This window comes from Bradyrhizobium paxllaeri (assembly GCF_001693515.2).
GTDB lineage: Bacteria > Pseudomonadota > Alphaproteobacteria > Rhizobiales > Xanthobacteraceae > Bradyrhizobium > Bradyrhizobium paxllaeri.
The window spans coordinates 5,811,254-5,829,291 of sequence record NZ_CP042968.1; the positions used below are offsets into that span (position 1 = coordinate 5,811,254).

Annotated in this window: 17 protein-coding genes; 5 read left to right on the plus strand and 12 right to left on the minus strand. The window is 54.5% G+C overall.

Annotated features, from left to right (window positions below; genetic code table 11):
- Window positions 1-66: 66 nt before the first annotated feature.
- Together LMTR21_RS27755 and LMTR21_RS42060 are read right to left on the minus strand one after the other, a co-directional pair.
- Window positions 67-1,137 (minus strand): glycosyltransferase family protein, encoded by a 1,071-nt coding sequence (locus LMTR21_RS27755; protein ID WP_065754491.1) that lies wholly within the window; start codon window positions 1,135-1,137, stop codon window positions 67-69.
- 18 nt (window positions 1,138-1,155) lie between these two features.
- Complete coding sequence (locus tag LMTR21_RS42060; protein ID WP_084030776.1) at window positions 1,156-1,728, minus strand: acyltransferase; 573 nt, start codon at window positions 1,726-1,728, stop codon at window positions 1,156-1,158.
- Window positions 1,729-1,860: 132 nt separating this feature from the next.
- Here LMTR21_RS42060 and LMTR21_RS27765 point away from each other — a divergent pair, with 132 nt between their 5' ends.
- Complete coding sequence (locus tag LMTR21_RS27765) at window positions 1,861-2,571, plus strand: class I SAM-dependent methyltransferase (RefSeq protein ID WP_065754543.1); 711 nt, start codon at window positions 1,861-1,863, stop codon at window positions 2,569-2,571.
- Window positions 2,572-2,586: 15 nt separating this feature from the next.
- Here the strand turns inward: LMTR21_RS27765 and LMTR21_RS27770 are convergent, their stop codons facing one another.
- From LMTR21_RS27770 to LMTR21_RS27805, 8 genes are all read right to left on the minus strand, one after another.
- Window positions 2,587-3,942 (minus strand): hypothetical protein, encoded by a 1,356-nt coding sequence (locus LMTR21_RS27770; RefSeq protein WP_065754489.1) that lies wholly within the window; start codon window positions 3,940-3,942, stop codon window positions 2,587-2,589.
- Window positions 3,939-5,024, minus strand: coding sequence for an N-acetyl sugar amidotransferase (locus LMTR21_RS27775; protein ID WP_246174293.1), 1,086 nt, complete (start codon window positions 5,022-5,024; stop codon window positions 3,939-3,941). The genes LMTR21_RS27770 and LMTR21_RS27775 overlap by 4 nt, the downstream gene beginning before the upstream one ends.
- A 44-nt stretch (window positions 5,025-5,068) precedes the next feature.
- A complete protein-coding gene (locus LMTR21_RS27780; protein ID WP_246174297.1) occupies window positions 5,069-5,839 on the minus strand; it encodes a HisA/HisF-related TIM barrel protein in 771 nt (256 codons plus the stop codon).
- Window positions 5,839-6,453, minus strand: a complete 615-nt coding sequence (gene hisH / locus LMTR21_RS27785; protein WP_065754486.1) for an imidazole glycerol phosphate synthase subunit HisH — start codon at window positions 6,451-6,453, stop codon at window positions 5,839-5,841. The genes LMTR21_RS27780 and hisH overlap by 1 nt, the downstream gene beginning before the upstream one ends.
- Window positions 6,450-7,736 carry an oligosaccharide flippase family protein gene (locus LMTR21_RS27790; RefSeq protein ID WP_065754485.1) on the minus strand — a complete coding sequence of 429 codons (1,287 nt, stop codon included), beginning with the start codon at window positions 7,734-7,736 and terminating at the stop codon, window positions 6,450-6,452. Before LMTR21_RS27790 ends, hisH begins: the two co-directional genes overlap by 4 nt.
- Window positions 7,737-7,883: 147 nt before the next feature.
- Window positions 7,884-8,987 carry a DegT/DnrJ/EryC1/StrS family aminotransferase gene (locus LMTR21_RS27795; RefSeq protein WP_065754484.1) on the minus strand — a complete coding sequence of 368 codons (1,104 nt, stop codon included), beginning with the start codon at window positions 8,985-8,987 and terminating at the stop codon, window positions 7,884-7,886.
- A gap of 38 nt (window positions 8,988-9,025) precedes the next feature.
- Window positions 9,026-9,490 (minus strand): acyltransferase, encoded by a 465-nt coding sequence (locus LMTR21_RS27800; RefSeq protein ID WP_065754483.1) that lies wholly within the window; start codon window positions 9,488-9,490, stop codon window positions 9,026-9,028.
- Window positions 9,487-10,548, minus strand: a complete 1,062-nt coding sequence (locus LMTR21_RS27805) for a Gfo/Idh/MocA family protein (protein WP_065754482.1) — start codon at window positions 10,546-10,548, stop codon at window positions 9,487-9,489. Before LMTR21_RS27805 ends, LMTR21_RS27800 begins: the two co-directional genes overlap by 4 nt.
- A 545-nt stretch (window positions 10,549-11,093) precedes the next feature.
- Here LMTR21_RS27805 and LMTR21_RS27810 point away from each other — a divergent pair.
- The 3 genes from LMTR21_RS27810 (at window position 11,094) to LMTR21_RS27815 (ending at window position 13,523) form a co-directional block, all read left to right on the plus strand.
- The gene (locus tag LMTR21_RS27810; protein WP_141688427.1) at window positions 11,094-11,903 is read left to right on the plus strand and encodes a Kelch repeat-containing protein; all 810 of its coding nucleotides are present in this window, start codon (window positions 11,094-11,096) and stop codon (window positions 11,901-11,903) included.
- Between the two features lie 897 nt (window positions 11,904-12,800).
- Entirely contained in the window at window positions 12,801-12,953 is a 153-nt protein-coding gene (locus LMTR21_RS40345; protein WP_187399210.1) for a hypothetical protein, read from the plus strand.
- A 210-nt stretch (window positions 12,954-13,163) separates the two neighbouring features.
- Complete coding sequence (locus LMTR21_RS27815) at window positions 13,164-13,523, plus strand: hypothetical protein (RefSeq protein WP_141688426.1); 360 nt, start codon at window positions 13,164-13,166, stop codon at window positions 13,521-13,523.
- A gap of 134 nt (window positions 13,524-13,657) precedes the next feature.
- On the opposite strand, the gene LMTR21_RS27820 is transcribed toward LMTR21_RS27815, so the two are convergent.
- Together LMTR21_RS27820 and LMTR21_RS27825 are read right to left on the minus strand one after the other, a co-directional pair.
- Entirely contained in the window at window positions 13,658-15,583 is a 1,926-nt protein-coding gene (locus LMTR21_RS27820) for a glycosyl hydrolase family 28-related protein (protein WP_065754479.1), read from the minus strand.
- 696 nt (window positions 15,584-16,279) lie between these two features.
- The gene (locus LMTR21_RS27825) at window positions 16,280-17,077 is read right to left on the minus strand and encodes an FkbM family methyltransferase (RefSeq protein ID WP_065754477.1); all 798 of its coding nucleotides are present in this window, start codon (window positions 17,075-17,077) and stop codon (window positions 16,280-16,282) included.
- A gap of 112 nt (window positions 17,078-17,189) precedes the next feature.
- On the opposite strand from LMTR21_RS27825, the gene LMTR21_RS27830 reads away from it, so the two are divergent.
- Window positions 17,190-18,032, plus strand: coding sequence for an FkbM family methyltransferase (locus LMTR21_RS27830; RefSeq protein WP_065754476.1), 843 nt, complete (start codon window positions 17,190-17,192; stop codon window positions 18,030-18,032).
- The last annotated feature ends 6 nt before the right edge of the window (window positions 18,033-18,038 follow it).

The window sequence follows — 18,038 nt, forward strand, 5'->3', positions numbered from 1 at the left end:
GGCCTCCCAAGTCCCAAAGCGCGGTGCGGGGCATAGCGCTTCAAGTCAGCTTGAGGGACACATACCTCAAACCAATCCCTGAAATTTCGCCCACTGGCGTTCTTTGCTATAGCGGTCGCGCACCATGGCGCAGCCCGCTTTAGCGACTGAATTTGCCCAAGAAGCGTCCTCAACGAGGCGTTTGATCACCCCCGGAATTTGGTTAGGTGACGAATAAGTCACCACGGTCTCGCCATCGACGAAGCCTTCGGGATACCGCCCGGCATCCGTGAGCAGAACCGCGCCACAGCCCGTTGCCTCAAAGCACCTCATATTGCCCCGGTCGGCGCCTGCCATATCAACAGCGCCATTGAGCACGATTCGCGTCCGCGCTAGCGCCGCATACAGGTCTCGGCCGTAAAGTGGTCCCGCACGGATAACGCGGATTTCTGGCGGATGCCGGTATGCACCAAGCCCCGGCATGAACGGCAGAATATTGGCCAGCCGTGTTAAGCGCGAATCTTCGAGATGAAAACGCGCGCGAATGCCCGGTGTAGATGCTGCGGCTTGCAGAGCCAAACTGCGATTCACGTGGTGCCGGGAAAAACCGCCGACAAAAATGAGATCGAGATCATCGCGCCGTGCATTGGCATAAGTGTCCATGACCGGGTCATGGCCCGGGAAGAAATATTCAGCTTTGCATCCCTTCCGCCGCCAGTCATCCAGAATTGACGGAAAATTACAGACGACCAGATCGTAACCTGTCAGATCAAGATTTCCCGACGGAGCAGCGCGCCAGCACAGAGTTGTTTTTACACAACCGGGCAGCTTTCGCACGAAAGCGCTGTCGTAGCGCATCGGATCAAGATTGTAGAACACGTCCGTACGGTGGTGTTCGATCTGCGCAAGCAGGATTTGCTCTAGATCGTCAGACGGCCTCCCCTGCTCGCGCGCCCATAGCTTCTGCAGATGCTCATCATCGCCATTCGTGTAGAAGGCTTCAGGCTCTCCTGCCAATACAGGCGCGAGGATGTGCGGGGCAGAGAATCGGGTATCCAGAAATCCCGCCAATTCGAGTGCAAAGTTCTGGCTTTTGCGCTCTCTTGCACAGCTCTCTCGAAAGCCGCGCGACAAGCCATTATTCTGAAACACTCGCATGCAAAAACCATATACGGATTAGGAGGGGCTTAAGGTTCGTATCACTCTTGCAGGGTTGCCTACTGCCAACGAATAAGGTGGAACATCTCGCGTGACCACCGAACACGCTCCTATGACAGCGCCCTCCCCAATCGTTACTCCCTTCAGAATGCTCACATTAAAGCCGATCCAGGCCTTGTTGGAAATAGCCACCGGGGCATGGTCAATGTGGTCCCATTCTTTACGGCCGCGAGCCCAGTCGCGCACGTCATTCTGCCGCTTCTCCCATTCGATACTGTGAGAATCGTGATCAACCACGGTAATGCCCCACGACATAATGACGTCGTCGCCAATGATGAGTCTTCGATAGCAAACAAGATTGCTGCGTCCAATAAACGTTCGGCTTCCAATGCGAATTTCGCCTCCATCATCCTCGAAACTTATGTCGGCATGAATGATCGATTCATCTCCGACCCACAGTCGATTACCTGAAACTCGCCTAATGCGCCGCCAAGCTATGGTCGTCCCGTGGCCAATGGTAACGGCTCCCGAACTCCGGCTGCGCCAGCCAAGAACAGCGTCAACTATGCGAACAATTGACCCTCTCAACATTCCAACCTCGGAAACAAGCGATTAGAACCTTCTAATCTGGAACGACGTCGAACAAGACTTCGGCAACAGTCATGCTATAATTATCAAGGACATGGAACAATGATGGTTTCTTGCTAAGGAATAATGTTGGTCATGAACCAAAGTCTTGAGCTTAGATCGTTCTACGAGGACTACTATAATGATGAGGTCGCCCGGAAGCGCGTGATTGCTGCCAAACAGACAGTTGACCACATTTCGGCTCTTTGTGGCGGCGCATCGCTGGGAAACCTCCTTGATGTCGGCGCGGGCGACGGGGCGGTGTTAGCCGAGATTGAAAAGCGGGGAATGGCGTCCGAATTGCATGCAGTTGAAATTTCGAATTCAGGGATAGAACGAATCAGACAGAGAAAGCTGAATACTCTTCAATCCGTTCAGGAATTCGATGGCTACAAGCTGCCGTTTGCCGACAATAGCTTTGATACGGCCCTTGCAGTGCATGTACTTGAGCACGTTGAACACGAACGCTTGTTCTTGCGTGAGCTTTCGCGCGTGGCGCGGCGATGTTACATTGAAGTACCGTTGGAACATACGTTCCGGGTACAGCGCGCAATCCAAACAAGTGCGCCTTACGGCCATCTTAATTTCTACACGCCGGAAACATTTAAGAATTTGCTTAGTACCGTGGAATTGTCTTTGCTTTCCATCGCGGTTTTTCCAAACTCTTTGGACTACGAGGTTTTTTTGAGCGGACCCTTTGTAGGCAAGGCAAAGTACCTGATTCGAAGTTTTGCGTTGAAGTTGTTCCCGAGACTTTCACCAGAACTTTTTGTATATATTTGCGGGGCGCTCTGCGAACGCAAATAAAAAATGGTTCTCAGATTAAACCAACTGGTTCGGCCGTGGTTGTTGCCTGCCGCGACGGCGCGTCAGTAACTTCTGACCTTCTACAATTGTGAATACAAGAAGCGGCGGCAAAATTAGCCCGCCCGATAACATTGAGGTCGGCAGCGCCGATATCATGAGGTTGTAGATTCCCACAAAGGCCGCGGCCAGCGCGGCCACCGCCGCCACTGCCTTGCCGCTGGCCAGCAGAACAATGTCGATCGCACGACAGATCACGCCAACGACGATGCTAAAGCCAATCACACCGAAATATGAGAAGTCAGCCCAGGCATCTGCGATGAACATCGCTGTAGTGGTCGAGCCCCCAGAAAAACGCCAGAGACGCGAGACGACGTCGAAAGATGGCGTATATTGAAGTCCCCAGATCGCCGCAACGGGGCGGATATTGGCTCCCCACATGTGAGGTATTCGCTCAGGGAAGGCGGCAAAATACTCGAGCAACGCTTGGTTCGAGACGTCAAACGCCCGATAGTAGAAGAAGCCCAAGGCCTCCATTTGGTCGACTTCTGGAACTGCAATACGGATAATCGGATAGAAAATGATCAAGGTGACAATGACGCTGGCAAGGGCAACACGCCAATTGATGTTGTTGCGAAGAACCAGATAAGCAACCAGCATAAGCTGAAGGAGAAACAGCGCAATCGGTGCCTTACTGAGAGTTTCAAGCTTGCCCAGCACCGTTGTGACCGCTAGGAGAGCCGTCACGGCCAAGAGCGGCCACCAGCGCAGTATCCATCCCGAGAGTCCGCCCCAGACAATCATCATTGGCGCGATCGAGGCGACGACGACGTTGTAGAGATAGACGTGGCTTCCACCATATTGCTGCCGGTAAGCGGTCTTAACAGCCTCGTTGCCGGAGACCGAAAGAAATCCTGCTATGATTCCAAAATGGTCCTCCTTCAAGGATATGCATGCCATGAATAGCCCCAGAGCCAGGATTGCGAACAGCAACGGCCAAGGCTTAGAGCGGCCCCCGCTCAGGGGCTGGAGGTTCCAGCCTGAAATCGACTTCTGAAGCGCTTGGGCTGAGCGCGGCGCCAGACGATCGACGAATTCTATGCCCGCGATCACGCAGGCAAACATTATGGCAATTGACAGGTTCAATGAAACTACGGCGTTATCTAAATTCAAAGAATTCGAAATCCGGAGGTCGACCACCGAGATCGGCCTGCGAAATAACATGTAGGCAAGATAAGCGGGTCCATAGACGAACAGAAGGAACCCCAGCAGCATTGACGATGCTGTGAGGTAAAGTCTCAAGCGATAAATAAGATAAAGGCCGGCGGAATAGATAGCCAAAGCGGCAATCACGTAACTCGCGGCAACAATCATCGACGGCTCCCGACGATCTTGCGAAATCTTTGATTAATCCGGTAAAGCGTCTGGTTGTTGGCAAAACGTTCGTGCGGCACCACCGGTAAGGTTATCAGGCGCTCCAATTCTGAAACGGTAATGCCGAGTTTCTTAGCTACGAACCGCTTGTCACGGGCTGCCTGCTCCTGCGTTGTCAGCGGAACTTTAAGCTCCTGCAAAGCCTCGTCGCGGGTCATTTGCCCGGAGACAATCAAAGCCGATAAATGCAGCCGCCGCTTGTCAAAGCCGTAACGCGCCGGCAGATAGATCTCCTGATAGAATTTAGTAAACCGGCTCTCTTGGTGTTTGCTGCCGTAGTCGACGAAGCCATAGGTTTCGAGCAGCTCGCGCTTGGCGGCCTCCTTATCATATGGCAAGTAGTTTAACGGCTTCAGTATCTGTATTTGCTTGCGAATTCTTGCCAACCACAAATACTCAAGTGAGCCGAGCGTCGGGAATGTTTGAAGGGCGATCGAACCATGAGCCCGATGAATTGCGCGGAGATTCCGCGCATCCATCGCCGGATATCCGCCCTCTGGAATGTAAACACTCTCGCTGCTGAAATTCATCCCGCCCAAAAAGTATCTTTGGCCATATTTATGGGCCAGACGATACAACGCCGAAAAGAATGCGTGATCCTGAGGCGCGTCCTGATTCAAAACCGAGGCCTTGAGATAGGCGAGCTGCAAGTCACGCATTTCATGCCACTCCACCACGTGGGTGTGGAGATCAATGTCCAGTTTGCGAACGAGCAACTCAATGTTGCGGACCGCAGCCTCCGTATTCCAGCCGCCGTCAACATGAATCGCCAAGATACGCAGGGCAAAGTCGCGACGCAGCATATGCGCCACGTACGCGCTGTCGACGCCGCCACTCAGCCCGATAATGACGTCGTACGGCCTATCCGCCATTTCCCGCTTGATGCGTTCAATTGTCGAATTCAGGCGGATCCGGCCCTCATTCGTCGGCCACCATTCATGCGGCTTACGGGCCAGCGCGTCACGGCAGCAGGTGCACTGTCCGCTATCGTCAAATGTGACGCCCGGATTGCTGTTGTCCATAACACAGTATGAACACACCTGATGTGATTGGGCTAATTGCTGCATTATGAAACCGCGCCGCCATTCGTAAATATTTCCTTGACGTTGTGTGGGGATGGATAAGTGATCAGCACCGCACGCAACCGACCTATGAAGACGAAGGCGCTGCCGGATGCGACTGCACTAGCGCCAGCCCGAAGCCCTTCAGCGAGATGCGAGAGTTGCCCCGCGCCTCCCAGGGCAACGACAGGCACATTAACCGCGCCAGAAACTGCGCGAACCAGATTGACGTCATATCCGGTTCGCTCGCCATCTCTGTCAATATTCTGAAGAATGATTTCACCCGCGCCGGCCTGTTCGACCGCACTGGCTTGAGCGACAGGATCTCGGCTTGTCACGGCGCGCCCGCGATCGAAAACGACACGCCAATCGTTGTGGATACGGCGGCAGTCGATGCAAGCTGCGACCGCCTGGGATCCAAAGCTATCAGCTAATGCCCTCACAGCGACTGGATCGTTGCTGGCACGGCCGAGCACCACTTTCTCCACACCCGCCGCGAAGATCGGCGTTGCGTCGGCAACCGACTTTATTCCCCCGCCATAGCTTAGAGGCATGAAACATTCGCTAGCGAGCTCCGCTAAAAATCCCACATCGGGAGGACGCTCTTCAATGCTGGCGTTGATATCAAGAACGCAAACCTCGTCGACCTCCTTCTCGTTGAAGATACGAATGACATTGAAGGGATCACCGATATAAACTTCCTCGCTGAAACGGCGGGTTTTGACAAGCCGCTTGCGGCTATCCAGCAACAGTACTGGTATAATACGTGGCCTCATCAACGGCTTCTTTCGACGAAGTTGCTTAGCAATCTCATCCCGAACCGATGGCTCTTCTCGGGGTGAAATTGTACGCCGAAAATATTCTCTTGCTGGACCGCGGACACAATTGGCCCATCAAATTGATAAATTCCGGCGACGTCCGATTGATGATCGCATCGCATTTGATAGCTATGTGTGAAATAGAAACGCTGTTCGCTACCTGCGTCGAACAGTCTTGCGGTGGGGGAGCATTCAATCTCGGCCCACCCCATGAACGGAACCTTGAGGTTGAACGACGGATCAGGCTGCATTCGTACCGTGTCAGCCGAAATCCAACCAAGCCCTTTTGTTGAACCTTCCTCACTTCGGCGTCCGAGCAACTGCATGCCGAGACAGACCCCTAATAGTGGGACCTTGCGTTCCAATACCGCTTGCTCCAGCGACGGAATGAGCTGGGAGTTCCGCAGACAGTTCATCGCTGCGTCGAAGGCTCCCACCCCCGGCAGCACCAGATGGCTGGCACCCAGTATGCTGGAACTCTCGTCTGCGATGCGCGCATCGTAGCCGATGAATTCGAACATGTTAACGAGAGCGCCTGGATTGCCAACGCCGTAGTTGACGATCGTGATCATTGCAATTCTCTCCGGACCATCAACAAAATGACAATCGTGATCGACATAGCGGATGCGGCACCGACAAGAAACACACCAGTCTGAGGCAGAACCAGCGAGACCAAGACCAAGAAAACGTAGGTTGAAGCCCCAACAGCAAACGCCACGCACAATGATTTCACGAATCCTGAACGGGGCCAACCCGCGATTCCGTAGCAGATCCAGATGAACCCGATATAGCTGAGCACCAAGGCCACGCTCTGCAGGAGAACTGCTACCGTGAGAGAGTAACCGGCCGCAAGCGCTAGCCAAAGGACACCAACAGAACTGAGACCAGCGACCGTCTCTACCTTGAGGTTCACATCCTGCCGGCCGACCGCGTCGAGCAGACGATCCATCCAATTGGTGATCGTGAACAACGCGGCGGGGAACACGAGAACGGCTGCCAAATAGCCCGCATCTAGCCATTGATCTCCGAGCACAAGAATGAATAGTGCATCATTGCCGAACGCGACAATCGCGATCCAAGGACTGCACGCAAGTAGCAGCCATCTCACAAACCGGTCCACCGCCCTGCCTTGTGCCGTCAATCCTTCCGTCGCGGTGCGGTGAAAAAATACCGGCCTAAGTGCGGCGCTCGTCAAGCCGGACGGAAAATGAGTGAGACGCCAAGCCTGGCTATAGAGGCCAACCACCGCCGGTGGACTGAACGCGCCAATGATAAAAATCGGAGCGCGATCGCGCACAAGCGAGAGCACGGTAAACGGAAGTGAGAGCTGGGGAAACCGTATATACTGGCTCAGTAGCCGCGATGTTTCGCTAAATGTCAGCCATCGCCAAACTGGCCGCTCATCTCCGGACACGATGCTCCAGATGCAAAATAGAGCGGCCGTTGCCTGACCTGCAACGCTTCCAACGATCAACCAGATCCCGTGCCCCGAAACACCGCCCGCTAATTGTACAATATTTGTGACCACAGCATTGAGAACGATCGCGACCGAGATACTCGCAAAAGCACCTGCGCGCATGAGCCAGCTCTGAAGGACTACAGCCAAGCCGACCAGCACCAGCCAGCTCCAGCCCAAAACTGCTGTGGTGCCATCAATTCCCGCGTAACCAAGAATCTCAATGGAAATGCCGATCAAGAAAGCGCAGACTATGCAACAAGCGACGACCACGCCGATGATTGCATAAAACAGGGGGCACGCCAACTCTAAGTTGCGTTCGAGCACTAACGCGAGGTCAAATCTTAACGAAACGAGTGAGCCCGCAATCATTGTGATTGCCTGAACGGTAGCCCACATTCCAAAATCCTGAGGTGTGTACAGGCGAAATAGCAACGGTACTGCTGCTAGCGCAAGCCCTTGGGACAGCACTGGACCCATTCCTGAAGATACAAGACTCCGCCTCAGACTGCTTTTCGTTTCTCCTTTCAATGCGAGTCCTTTTAGCTACTCAAAGGCATGATGAATGAGATCGATGACCAGTTCTTGCTGATCTGCTGTTATCTCCGCGAACATCGGCAGCGACAAAATGTTGCTTTGCTGACGATGTGCATTTGGAAACTGCTCTGGCCGATGACCAAAGCGCGAGTAAGCTTCAAGAAACGGCAACGCGATTGGATAGTTGATCGCCGTTTGCACACCATTCGCGCTCAGATACTTAGCTAACTCGTCACGATGAGGGTGCTGGATGGTATAAAGGTGATAGACGTGGGTACGGTCAAAAGCGACGTGGGGAATTTCAAGGTCCTTCACCTGATTAAGTCCCGCGTTGTAGACGGCAGCAGCTTTCTGACGTGCCCGCGTCCATTGCTGAAGATGAGGAAGTTTGGCAGACAAAATCGCTGCCTGTAGTCCGTCAAGGCGACTATTGATACCTTCGATCTTGTGCTGGTGCTTTGTCAGCCCGCCATGTCGACCCAACATTGCCATGCGCATCGCGAGATCGTCATCGTTTGTTACGACTGCACCGGCATCTCCCATCGCCCCAAGATTCTTCCCCGGGTAAAAGGAATAGGTTGCTGCGTTACCGAATGTGCCTACCTGCTGATCCTTGTAGCGGGCCAAGTGGGCCTGAGCACAATCCTCGATCACCCAAAGTTGGTGCTTCTGTGCGATAGCCATGATCGCGTCCATATCAGCCGATTGCCCGTAGAGATGGACCGGAATGATTCCCACCGTTCGAGGCGTGATGGCGTTTTCAACGGCTGCAGGATCGATTGTGAAGGTGTTGGCGTCCGTATCACAAAAAACGACGGTGCCGCCGGCATGCGTAATCATGGCCGAAGTGCTTATCCACGAGTGCGCGGTAGTAATGACTTCATCACCCTCTTTAACGCCCAACGCTGCCATCGCGATAAAAAGAGCGTCGGTCCCGTTGGCGCATGAAACACAATGTTTCGCATCTATTGCGGCCGCAAATGCGCTCTCAAACGCGTCAACATAAGTACCGCGAATGAATGCGCTGTCGCGAATAACCGCCGCAATCGCAGCGTCGATGTCAGCCTTGATAGTCTGATACTGAAGATGAAGGTCCGCGTAAGGTACAGACATCAGCGAGATCCATCACTAGATTTGCAGGTGAAACCCACCTATTTGCGTACGAGCCTTCGCGCGGGATTTCCGACGTAAGTACCGATCTCGGTGATATTCTTCGTCACCACGGCACCAGCGCCGATTACGACATCGTCGCAGATCCGAATTGGAAGAATCGTAGCATTCGAGCCGATCGATACGCGGTTACCTATGGTGGTGGAGCGCCAGATCTCTCTCTGACCTCGCGCCGGACCGCCTATGGAGAACGTATCGTTGATGAACATTACGCCGTGACCGACAAAGCAATCCTCGCCGATCGAGACCATCTCACAAATGAAGGCATGAGACTGGACACGCGTCCTTGCTCCAATGCGCGCAGTTTTCTGAATTTCGGTAAACGGGCCGATAAAGCAATCGTCACCAATATCACATCCGTAGAGGTTGCAAGGCTCGACGATTTTCACGCGCGCGCCGAAAGCTACATCCTTCACACTGACATGCTGGACGCTCAAGGCGTTCATGGCACCGCCCCTAGTCGGCAAAGTTGAGGGCTAAAGCGCAATGCTACCTCTCGGCCAGTTTCGATCGACTCGTACAGAGCCGATATCAATTCAAGGCTTTTCCGGCCTTGAAACCCATCAACAAGCGCGGGACTTTGATTCTGCAAGCAATCAACGACGTGCTCGTAGTAGGCTTGATGACCAAAGCCATAGACATTTGGGGGATTCACCGAATAATTCTCAACGATTTCCTTATCCGACTCGAGCTCGCCTACGAAACGCCAATGCCGAATCTGATTAACGGCGAATCCTGCGATTTCGACCGCTCCATTTTCTCCCAGAATTGAGAGAGAGCCTTCTAGATCCTTTGGTCGCACGGCTGTGGTTGCTTCGATAATTCCTAGCGCGCCATTGCGAAATCTCAATGTTGCAATCGCCGTATCTTCGGCTTCGATTTTGACCAGCGCTGTAGTTGCGCGCGCATGCACACTTACAACGTCGCCGAAAAACCACTCGAGCATGTCAATGTGGTGGCTGGCTTGATTTGCAAGGACGCCGCCGTCATACGCCCAGGTACCGCGCCAAGCGTCCTGGTCGTAGTACGACTGGTCTCGGCACCAGCGAACACGGACTGTACCTAAAACTAACCGCCCGAATCTGCCCGCATCGAGAGCTTCACGAGCCTTTACCACCGGAACATTGAATCGGTTCTGCTTAACAACGAACAGCTTGACGCCAGCGGCATCGCACGCCTCGATCATGGCGTCGGCGTCCTCCAGCCGCAATGCCATAGGCTTCTCAACAACCACGTGTTTCCCGGCTTTCGCTACTGCGATAGCATGAATCGGATGTAAACCACTTGGGGTAAGCACAGACACGACATCGACATCTCGCCGCTCCAGCAGTTGTTCGAGATCGTAGTACGTCGGGACATGATATTGTGAACCGATCGCATCTGCCCTTTCGCGAATCACGTCACAGACGCCGACCAATTTAGCGCCCTTAATGTGGCCGCCGCCGAGCAGATCCGAATGACGCTTGGCGATGCGTCCGCACCCAAGCAGAGCGATCTTGATCATGGGAAAAAAACCAAATGTTTAGCGCGTTTGTCTACCACAGGCATGCGAAATTCGATCATAGCTGTAGGTCACATTTCTGTATCTTCGACGCTTAAGTTGTCAGCTGTCTAACAGCTAACATTCTTTCGAGGCAAGGGAACTGGTTCTCAATCCCAGCATTTACGTCACATGAAATTTCTTAAATCTTTCCAGTGACTTAGATGGAAGTGAATGAAATGAGTACCAGCCGACCGAGCACCGCAAGTGTCCGCGATTCAGCCTTTCCAACCCGGCGCGCGATTATTGGAGGAGCCGCAGTCGCCGGCGCGGTCTGGGCGCTGACATATCGGCCAACTCCCGATCCGCCTTGGACCCGACTCACGGACAAAGCTCCTTGGTCACCGCGGGATGGAGTTGCACTGCTCGTCCACAACGGTAGCCTTTGGGTGTTAGGCGGATCGGCCCCAAACCAAATGTTGGATATTGGTGATGGCTGGAGCTCCGTCAATGGAGTTGACTGGCGCAAGGAAGTTGATCGGGCCGCGTGGACGCCGTCGGGACAGTCGATGAGCGTCTCCTTCGCTGGTCGCATGTGGCGCATGGGCGGATTCGTGGAAAACGAGAGCCGACTTCTTCCTATTGGCGAAATATGGTCGTCGGTTGATGGTCGCAGTTGGACCCTCGCCACAGCGGCTCCCACGTGGGGACCGCGCGGCGGTGGAGCACTAGTTGTGCACAATGAAAAGCTGTGGTTGCTGGGAGGGACGCAGCATCCTCGGAATGAAGGCGATCAGCCGGCGTTGAGCGATGTCTGGTCAACGGAAAACGGTGTCGACTGGGTGGAGGTAGCGGCCAATGCACCATGGAAACCACGCGCGTTTCACTCGGTGATAGCACACAACGGCCGACTTTGGGTCATAGGAGGCGGTCATTGGGGCAAGAACCCGAAGTTTTTCCGAGATGTGTGGTCCAGCTTCGACGGGGTCAAATGGAAAGAACATTCGAGCAAGGGTGCGTGGCCCGGCCGTATCTGGGCAACTGCTGCATCCTACGAAGGACTGCTCTGGATTATGGGAGGCTTCATAAACACGCCTCGCGGCGGCGCCAATGACATCTGGTATTCAGACGACGGCAGCGACTGGTATCCCTATTTGGCGGCAAAGCCATGGCCATCCCGATTGGCGCATTCCTCTATCGTTTTCAACGATCGATTGTGGGTGCTGGCCGGATCTAATGGCGACTATTTCAACGACATCTGGTCGCTCAAAATTGGTAAGGAGGAGGTGTTCCCGGGCTCAAGCCTGACCAAGGCGAAAAAAAGGTTTTACAGGTGCTTTCGCTCCCTAACAGGCCAAGATTGGGCGCTGTTGTCATGAAAGCGTTGAAGGATTGGAGCACAGGGCAATTTAACGAGCCCGTGACGCTGCGTTCACCTCGGTCCGTTTCAATTGAGCTCGGTTCGTCTCAATACCCTTTACTCGCTGCGCGAGCTCATCGAGACGGGTTTCAGCACCATCGACGCGAGCGGAAACTGCGTCTGCCACGGCGGAAACCCGCGATACGAGATCGACATTTCGCTCTTCCTGCGACGCTCGCATCATTCGGGATGTGGCAGTCATCAATTCTGTGAGCTGGTCGATTCGCTGGCGCTCGACGATCACCTGAGATCTCGTCTCGGCGAGAACGCCACCGACGACGATCAGGGTACCAGCGCTAAGGGCCAACGACGGCAAAGTTAGAAAAACGCCTAATCGGAGCCAATCTCTGGTGTTCATTGAGGTGGGTCCCCCCTGCACCGCTTGGTTGAGTTTTACCCTCGATTCCCCCACCATACAAGCCGGTTCAGCCGCTCGATATGGCTGACCATTTTTTTGGTCAGTTCCCGGCGGGGAACCGTCGTATTCGCAACAGAATTTGGCTTAGGTTCCATTCGAAGATTTTCCGGTAATTTTCGAGTGCCAGAAATGCGTACCCTCGGTATTTCCGCGATCGTGCTAGCCGCGGGCCTTGCCACAAAAGTTGCGGACAGGAAGCGGTGGGGGACCGAATTACTTTCAGCCCTGCTCATCGACGCCATGCTTCTGGTAGCGGTCTGGGGCCTCATGGTGTGACGGACGAGTAAGGCCGCCTTAGCTGGCGGCCTCTGTCGCATACCGGCTTGCGGTGAAGGACTGGTCTGTACTTGGAACCGCGAGCCGCGATTTTCTGTCATCAAAGGATGGTTTCCAAGTTTAAGGTTGCTGTGGCAGAATTCTGCTTGAGGGGACAGATTCATGAAAACCTTCGTTCTCTTTGGCGTGTTCGCCGCGGCGGGGGCTTATGCCTCGCCATTGGCAGACAGGAAATGGCTATCTCGCATTCTTGGTGCTGCCGTGTTTTGCATAGTCACCACTGCTGGCGTGCTGGCGATGACGACCGATGAGTGAGTTGGCTCGCGGCAAGTCTGGCTCATCGCTCGCAAACAACCCTGATGTTGTCATCAAACGTTAAGACGCCAAGCGCCACCCATCCGGCAAAGATGCCGGAAATGATAAGAACTATTTTTAGCCAGCGCGCCATCTCTTGAATGCTCCAACAAGCGATTCTAGAAGCGCGCTCTTTAATGCAGAACAGCCGCGCAAGCTGGCGAGGGACCGATGACCCCGCGCATTCTGATCGGAATTTACTTGTTATTTGCCTTTGTGATTATCGCATTCGAGCAAGGCGCAGCGGCAGCGCCGCCTGCTATGCAGTATCCAGGGCAAAGCTGCGATCGCTGGGAGCAAGAATGTACAAAGCTTCATGGGCAGACCGAGCGCTGGTATGTATGCATGAACCAGCGCCGAGCAGTGTATGATTGCCAAGACCCAGCGGGCTATGCCGGATATCCCCCGCCAGAGACTGCGGACTGCGATATGTGGCGTAGCGAATGCGCGCGCGAATACGGTTCGGCGACGCGTAAATACGGCATCTGCATGCGACGGCGGGAAGCGCTCGTCGCTTGCGGACGCTATTAGCTGGCCGCCTCTATCCGACGAGGGGACCAGCGACCGTGCTGATCTACGTCCAATACGAGCAAGCAGGTTGGAGACCCCGACGACCTCAGGGTGTTCGCAAATGCGGACCCCGCGGAGTCGTGACGGCACCAACTTCAGTTGCCGGTCAGCATCCTCGCCTCGAGGTGGGTCATGCCGGGCGACGTCGACGCATGCCACCAATGGTCAACCTTGTATTTTGAGCCGCGAGGCCCAATTTCGGTGGGGGTCAGGTTCTGCACCCGATCCAAGTAGTTCAGTGTGCAGCCGGATGGATTTGCTGTCCCGAGGCTTGTCGCCGCGACTTGGGCCGCCTGCACAACCTTGTTGAACTGCGTGCCGGTGATCGTTCCGCAGGCACCGACAGCCGTGAACATCGCGACAGCGCCCGAAGTTCGGTTAATGAATTTGTTGCCGGCTGTGTGGATCGTCGCGGAGCCAGCGACGAGAGCATTCCCCGAGACGCCCGCGATGGAATCGAATACGTTATTCGTAATGGCGATTGCCGATCCTGTGTTGCCGGCCACCGACATCATGAAGCTGCTGGCGACACCGCCAAATTTATTGCCACTGATGATGACTGATCCCGAAGCGAACTGGCTTGAAAAGTCCAGTCCATTAAAGCCACCCATGATCGTGTTAAACGAAATGTCGACGTCGCCGAATCGGGCACCTGTTGCCGAGACGCTACGGATGGTGGTGGTCGAAGAGGCAAGAGTTTCGAGATAATTCTGCTTGACGACGTGCTTTGAGGTATTGCTGGAGCCATTGGCTGCGCCAACTTTTACGCAGAACGGGGTTGAGGTGCCCGCGCCGACGCCTGTCGAGCAGGTGTTTCCGCTGATATGAATCGTGCCGCGAGACTGGCTCACTGCGGCAACGCCGCCGAAGCTGTTGACGATCCGGTTTCCATAAGCGTTGATGTCCGTCAGCCCATTGATCGCGATCCCACCCCTCGGCAGGGTCGTATCGTCCTGAGACGTCTGTCCATCGATGAGATTGTTAGAAACGATGCTGTTACTGCTGCCGGTCCCCACCATGTAGATGCCGGCCGAGGTCGGAGCAATCACGGTGTTCGATGAGACAATCCCATCGGAAGGCGGATTGTTGTCGCCATTGATGTCGTAGACCAAAATTCCATAGGAATTGCTCGCCGTTCCTCCGGCGTTCGAGCAATGACCCGGCGTCGTGTTGCCAGGGTTGAGCACCAGATTGCCTGTGATCTGGAATTTGTAGTGGTTGGAAAATAGCACGAGCGGGAAGCACATTCCCGTCGAGTCGGCGCGGTTATCCTTCACCAACGTGTTCTCGATGCGGCCGTGGCCAGCATTGCCGCTATAGATCGTCAGCCCGAAATTGTTGTTTTTGGCGGGGTTTTCATCGGTCGGAATGTCGGCCGATACGCTTAGGATATAATTATTGGCAAACGTAATATTGCGAAGTGGGAACGTCGATCCGACGGCCGAAAAATAAATCCAATAGGTCGTGTTGAAACCCGCGAACTTCATGTTCTGGATATTGTAATTAGTGCCAGCCGCAACAGCCGATCCATCCTGCACGATCCTCACTGGACCGTAGGATGAAGAGGTCCATGAGGTCACGGAATCCGTACCGAGTATCTGGAAATGGCTGAGCGAGATGTTCGACTGGTTCGCAGCCGAAAGTGCCGGATTTGCCGTGCTCTTGAGTATCGACACTTCCCTGCCCGCGCCCGTGATCGTCGTGTTCGACGGCATCGTAAGCGTCGATTTCGTCAGGCAGGTGCCGGCTGGCATGAAGATCGTCTTGCCCTCAGCGTCATTGAGCATGTTCTGCAGGGCCGCGGCGTCGTTCGTCACGCCATCGCAAAAAGCACCGTAGTCGTGCGGTCGGACGTAGAGCGCGGGCGCATCGGCCGTCGCGCTGACCGAATTGGTGATGATGTAGGAGGTTCGCCGCTCGGTGTCGGGAAGCGCTGGAACGGGCGGCGGAGCTTGGGCGAAAGCCGAGCCAAACCCGGCAATCAGGGCGAAAGCGAGAACTGCGCAGCGTAGCCCACTCATGCAGTGCCTCCCTCGGCGCCATCGGCATCGAACGCTGGAATGGCACAGATGTAGACCGGGCGTATCTCTACGTCGCCGGTGAACCATCGGCCGTCTTCGGGTTGATAGCCAATTACGACGGGATCCAAGGTGCCGCTACCAAATCATAGACGCGAAGGTAAGAAATCCACTTTCCGTCCATTTTGACCTCTGTAACGAAACAAGGCTATCTGGTATCGGTCAAGCCAAGAAACCGCCCGGGCTGACAATCCCGATGCCGCGAGGGTTTCTCATGTCACCGGTCTTTGTCGTTCAACTGGTGGTCACCAGTTTGAGGGGTGTGACGTTCTCGTTATTCTCCTCGGTGTCACCGGCCGTCACTGCTTTCCGGTACCGCGAGACGGACGCGCTTGTCACCACATCGCACTTGCACCCGGCTGTAGCCTTGGGCTCTCAGGCATCGGGCAACGCGGTCTTGCTCGGTTTGCGACCAGCGTGTCTGATCCATGTGAAGGGCGTTTCTGGTTCAGCGATGAGCTGCCGGCTCGGCTTCATTCCAACCTCTCTCCGAGGTGATAGACTCTCCCAATTTTTGGAGGAGATTCTGGGGTTCTGGTCAGCTCTGCCGACGCATGCTAATGAGTGCGCTCTTACATAGGGCAGGGCCCGCGCTGCAGTCCCGATGCCGTCATACTTAGCTATGCGGCGACAATTCAGCTAAACATTTAGGACCGCATCGGGTTCGGAGAGAAACAGGACATCGATGTATCCAATCTGAGCAATTCTCGCATGAATTTCTGTTGCGCTTGTTCTTCTGTGCGCCTCTGCATTCATTAGCTGGTAAGGTTGATATCCGTATTCTGAAAGATGATTTAGAACTGCCGATACAGAAGTCCCAAACTCGCATAATCCCTCTTCGTGAAGCTCAATGAAAAGAGCCGGCGCGGCGCTTTTGAGAATGTTGGTCGCTCCCTTGAGCACCAACATCTCTGCGCCTTGAACATCGATTTTCACGAGCGCCGGCCGCAGATGCCGTGCGTCCTGGACCAGTTCGTCCAGCGTCACGGCATTCACAGCCAAACCGGTGCCATCACGGGAGAGCTTGTGATCTGCGGGGTGAAGCGGATTAATCTCGAGAAACATTTTACCTTGCGCGTCGGCGGCAACCGCCTTCAGGCTATCAACCCGGTCCAAGAGATCTTCCCGCCTCAGCGCAGAAATCAAGTGGTCGTAATTTCGATCCTCGGGTTCGATCGATATGACCTTCCCCTCATTTCCTACCCATTTTGCGAACCGGAGCGAAAAAAAGCCGACGTTTGCTCCCACATCGATGACCAAAGATCCGCTTGGAACAAATTCCTTGAGTCGGTCGATTGGACCGGCCTCCAAATACTGCTTGTAGACACGATAAAGCGCAAGGAAGATCCGATCAGCGAAGGGTATTCGATGAATTCCGAGCTTCGTGACTAGTCCATATGACGCAACCGCGGCATTTCTCATGAAGCTTCGAAGCATCGAAGTCGACTCCCGTATTCTCAATCTTCCCACTGGCCTGCGGATGCCCCGAATTTACAGCGAATGCGCTATCGATTAGGAGTACTCTTCGTTCATTTGCCTGGGCTTCGCCATGAAAACAACCCACAAGATTGCTGCTGCACGTGCAATCTATCACGTCATCCATGCGGGACGGATGCTTTTTGGCCGAACCGACCATGAGATTGTTCGCCGGGATGGCGTCACTTACGATCTGGATCTTTCCCAGGGTATCGATTTTGCAATCTTTCTCGGCAATTTCTATGAGCGTCAGACAAAGGCAGCGCTGCGTAAATTGGTTTCTCCCGGCACTCTAGTGCTCGATATTGGAGCGAACATTGGAGCGCACACCCTCCACCTAGCCCAACTCGTTGGAGCAGACGGCCGCGTGATGGCTTTCGAGCCGACTGATTTTGCCTTCAAAAAGCTCAGTCGCAACTTGGACCTGAATCCGTTGCTGGCGAATCGCGTGGAAGCCCACCATTGCTTTCTCACCGCCGGCGATGGAGCAAACGTTCCGGAGGCCATCTATTCGAGCTGGCCTCTCGCCTGGCAAGCTGGGCTGCATGCGAAGCATCTTGGCCGCGAAATGCACACTCAAGCGGCGCGAGCACGTAGCCTCGATAGTATCCTGAGCGAGCGGGCCGATCGCAAGGTACAACTGGTAAAGCTTGATGTAGATGGGTTCGAATGCGACGTGCTTCGCGGCGCAACTTCAATGCTCCGCAACATGCGACCGACCTTTGTCATGGAGCTAGCCCCCTACGTGCTGGAAGAACGCAACACATCGTTGGAAGAACTACTTTCGTTCTTCGTTCCCAACGGATACGCATTTTATGATGAGCGCACTCAAAGGCCACTTCCATCATCGGCCAGGGAGCTGGAGGGGATGATAGCCAATGGTGCAGGCATCAATGCGATTGCCATCGCCGCCTGAAAACCA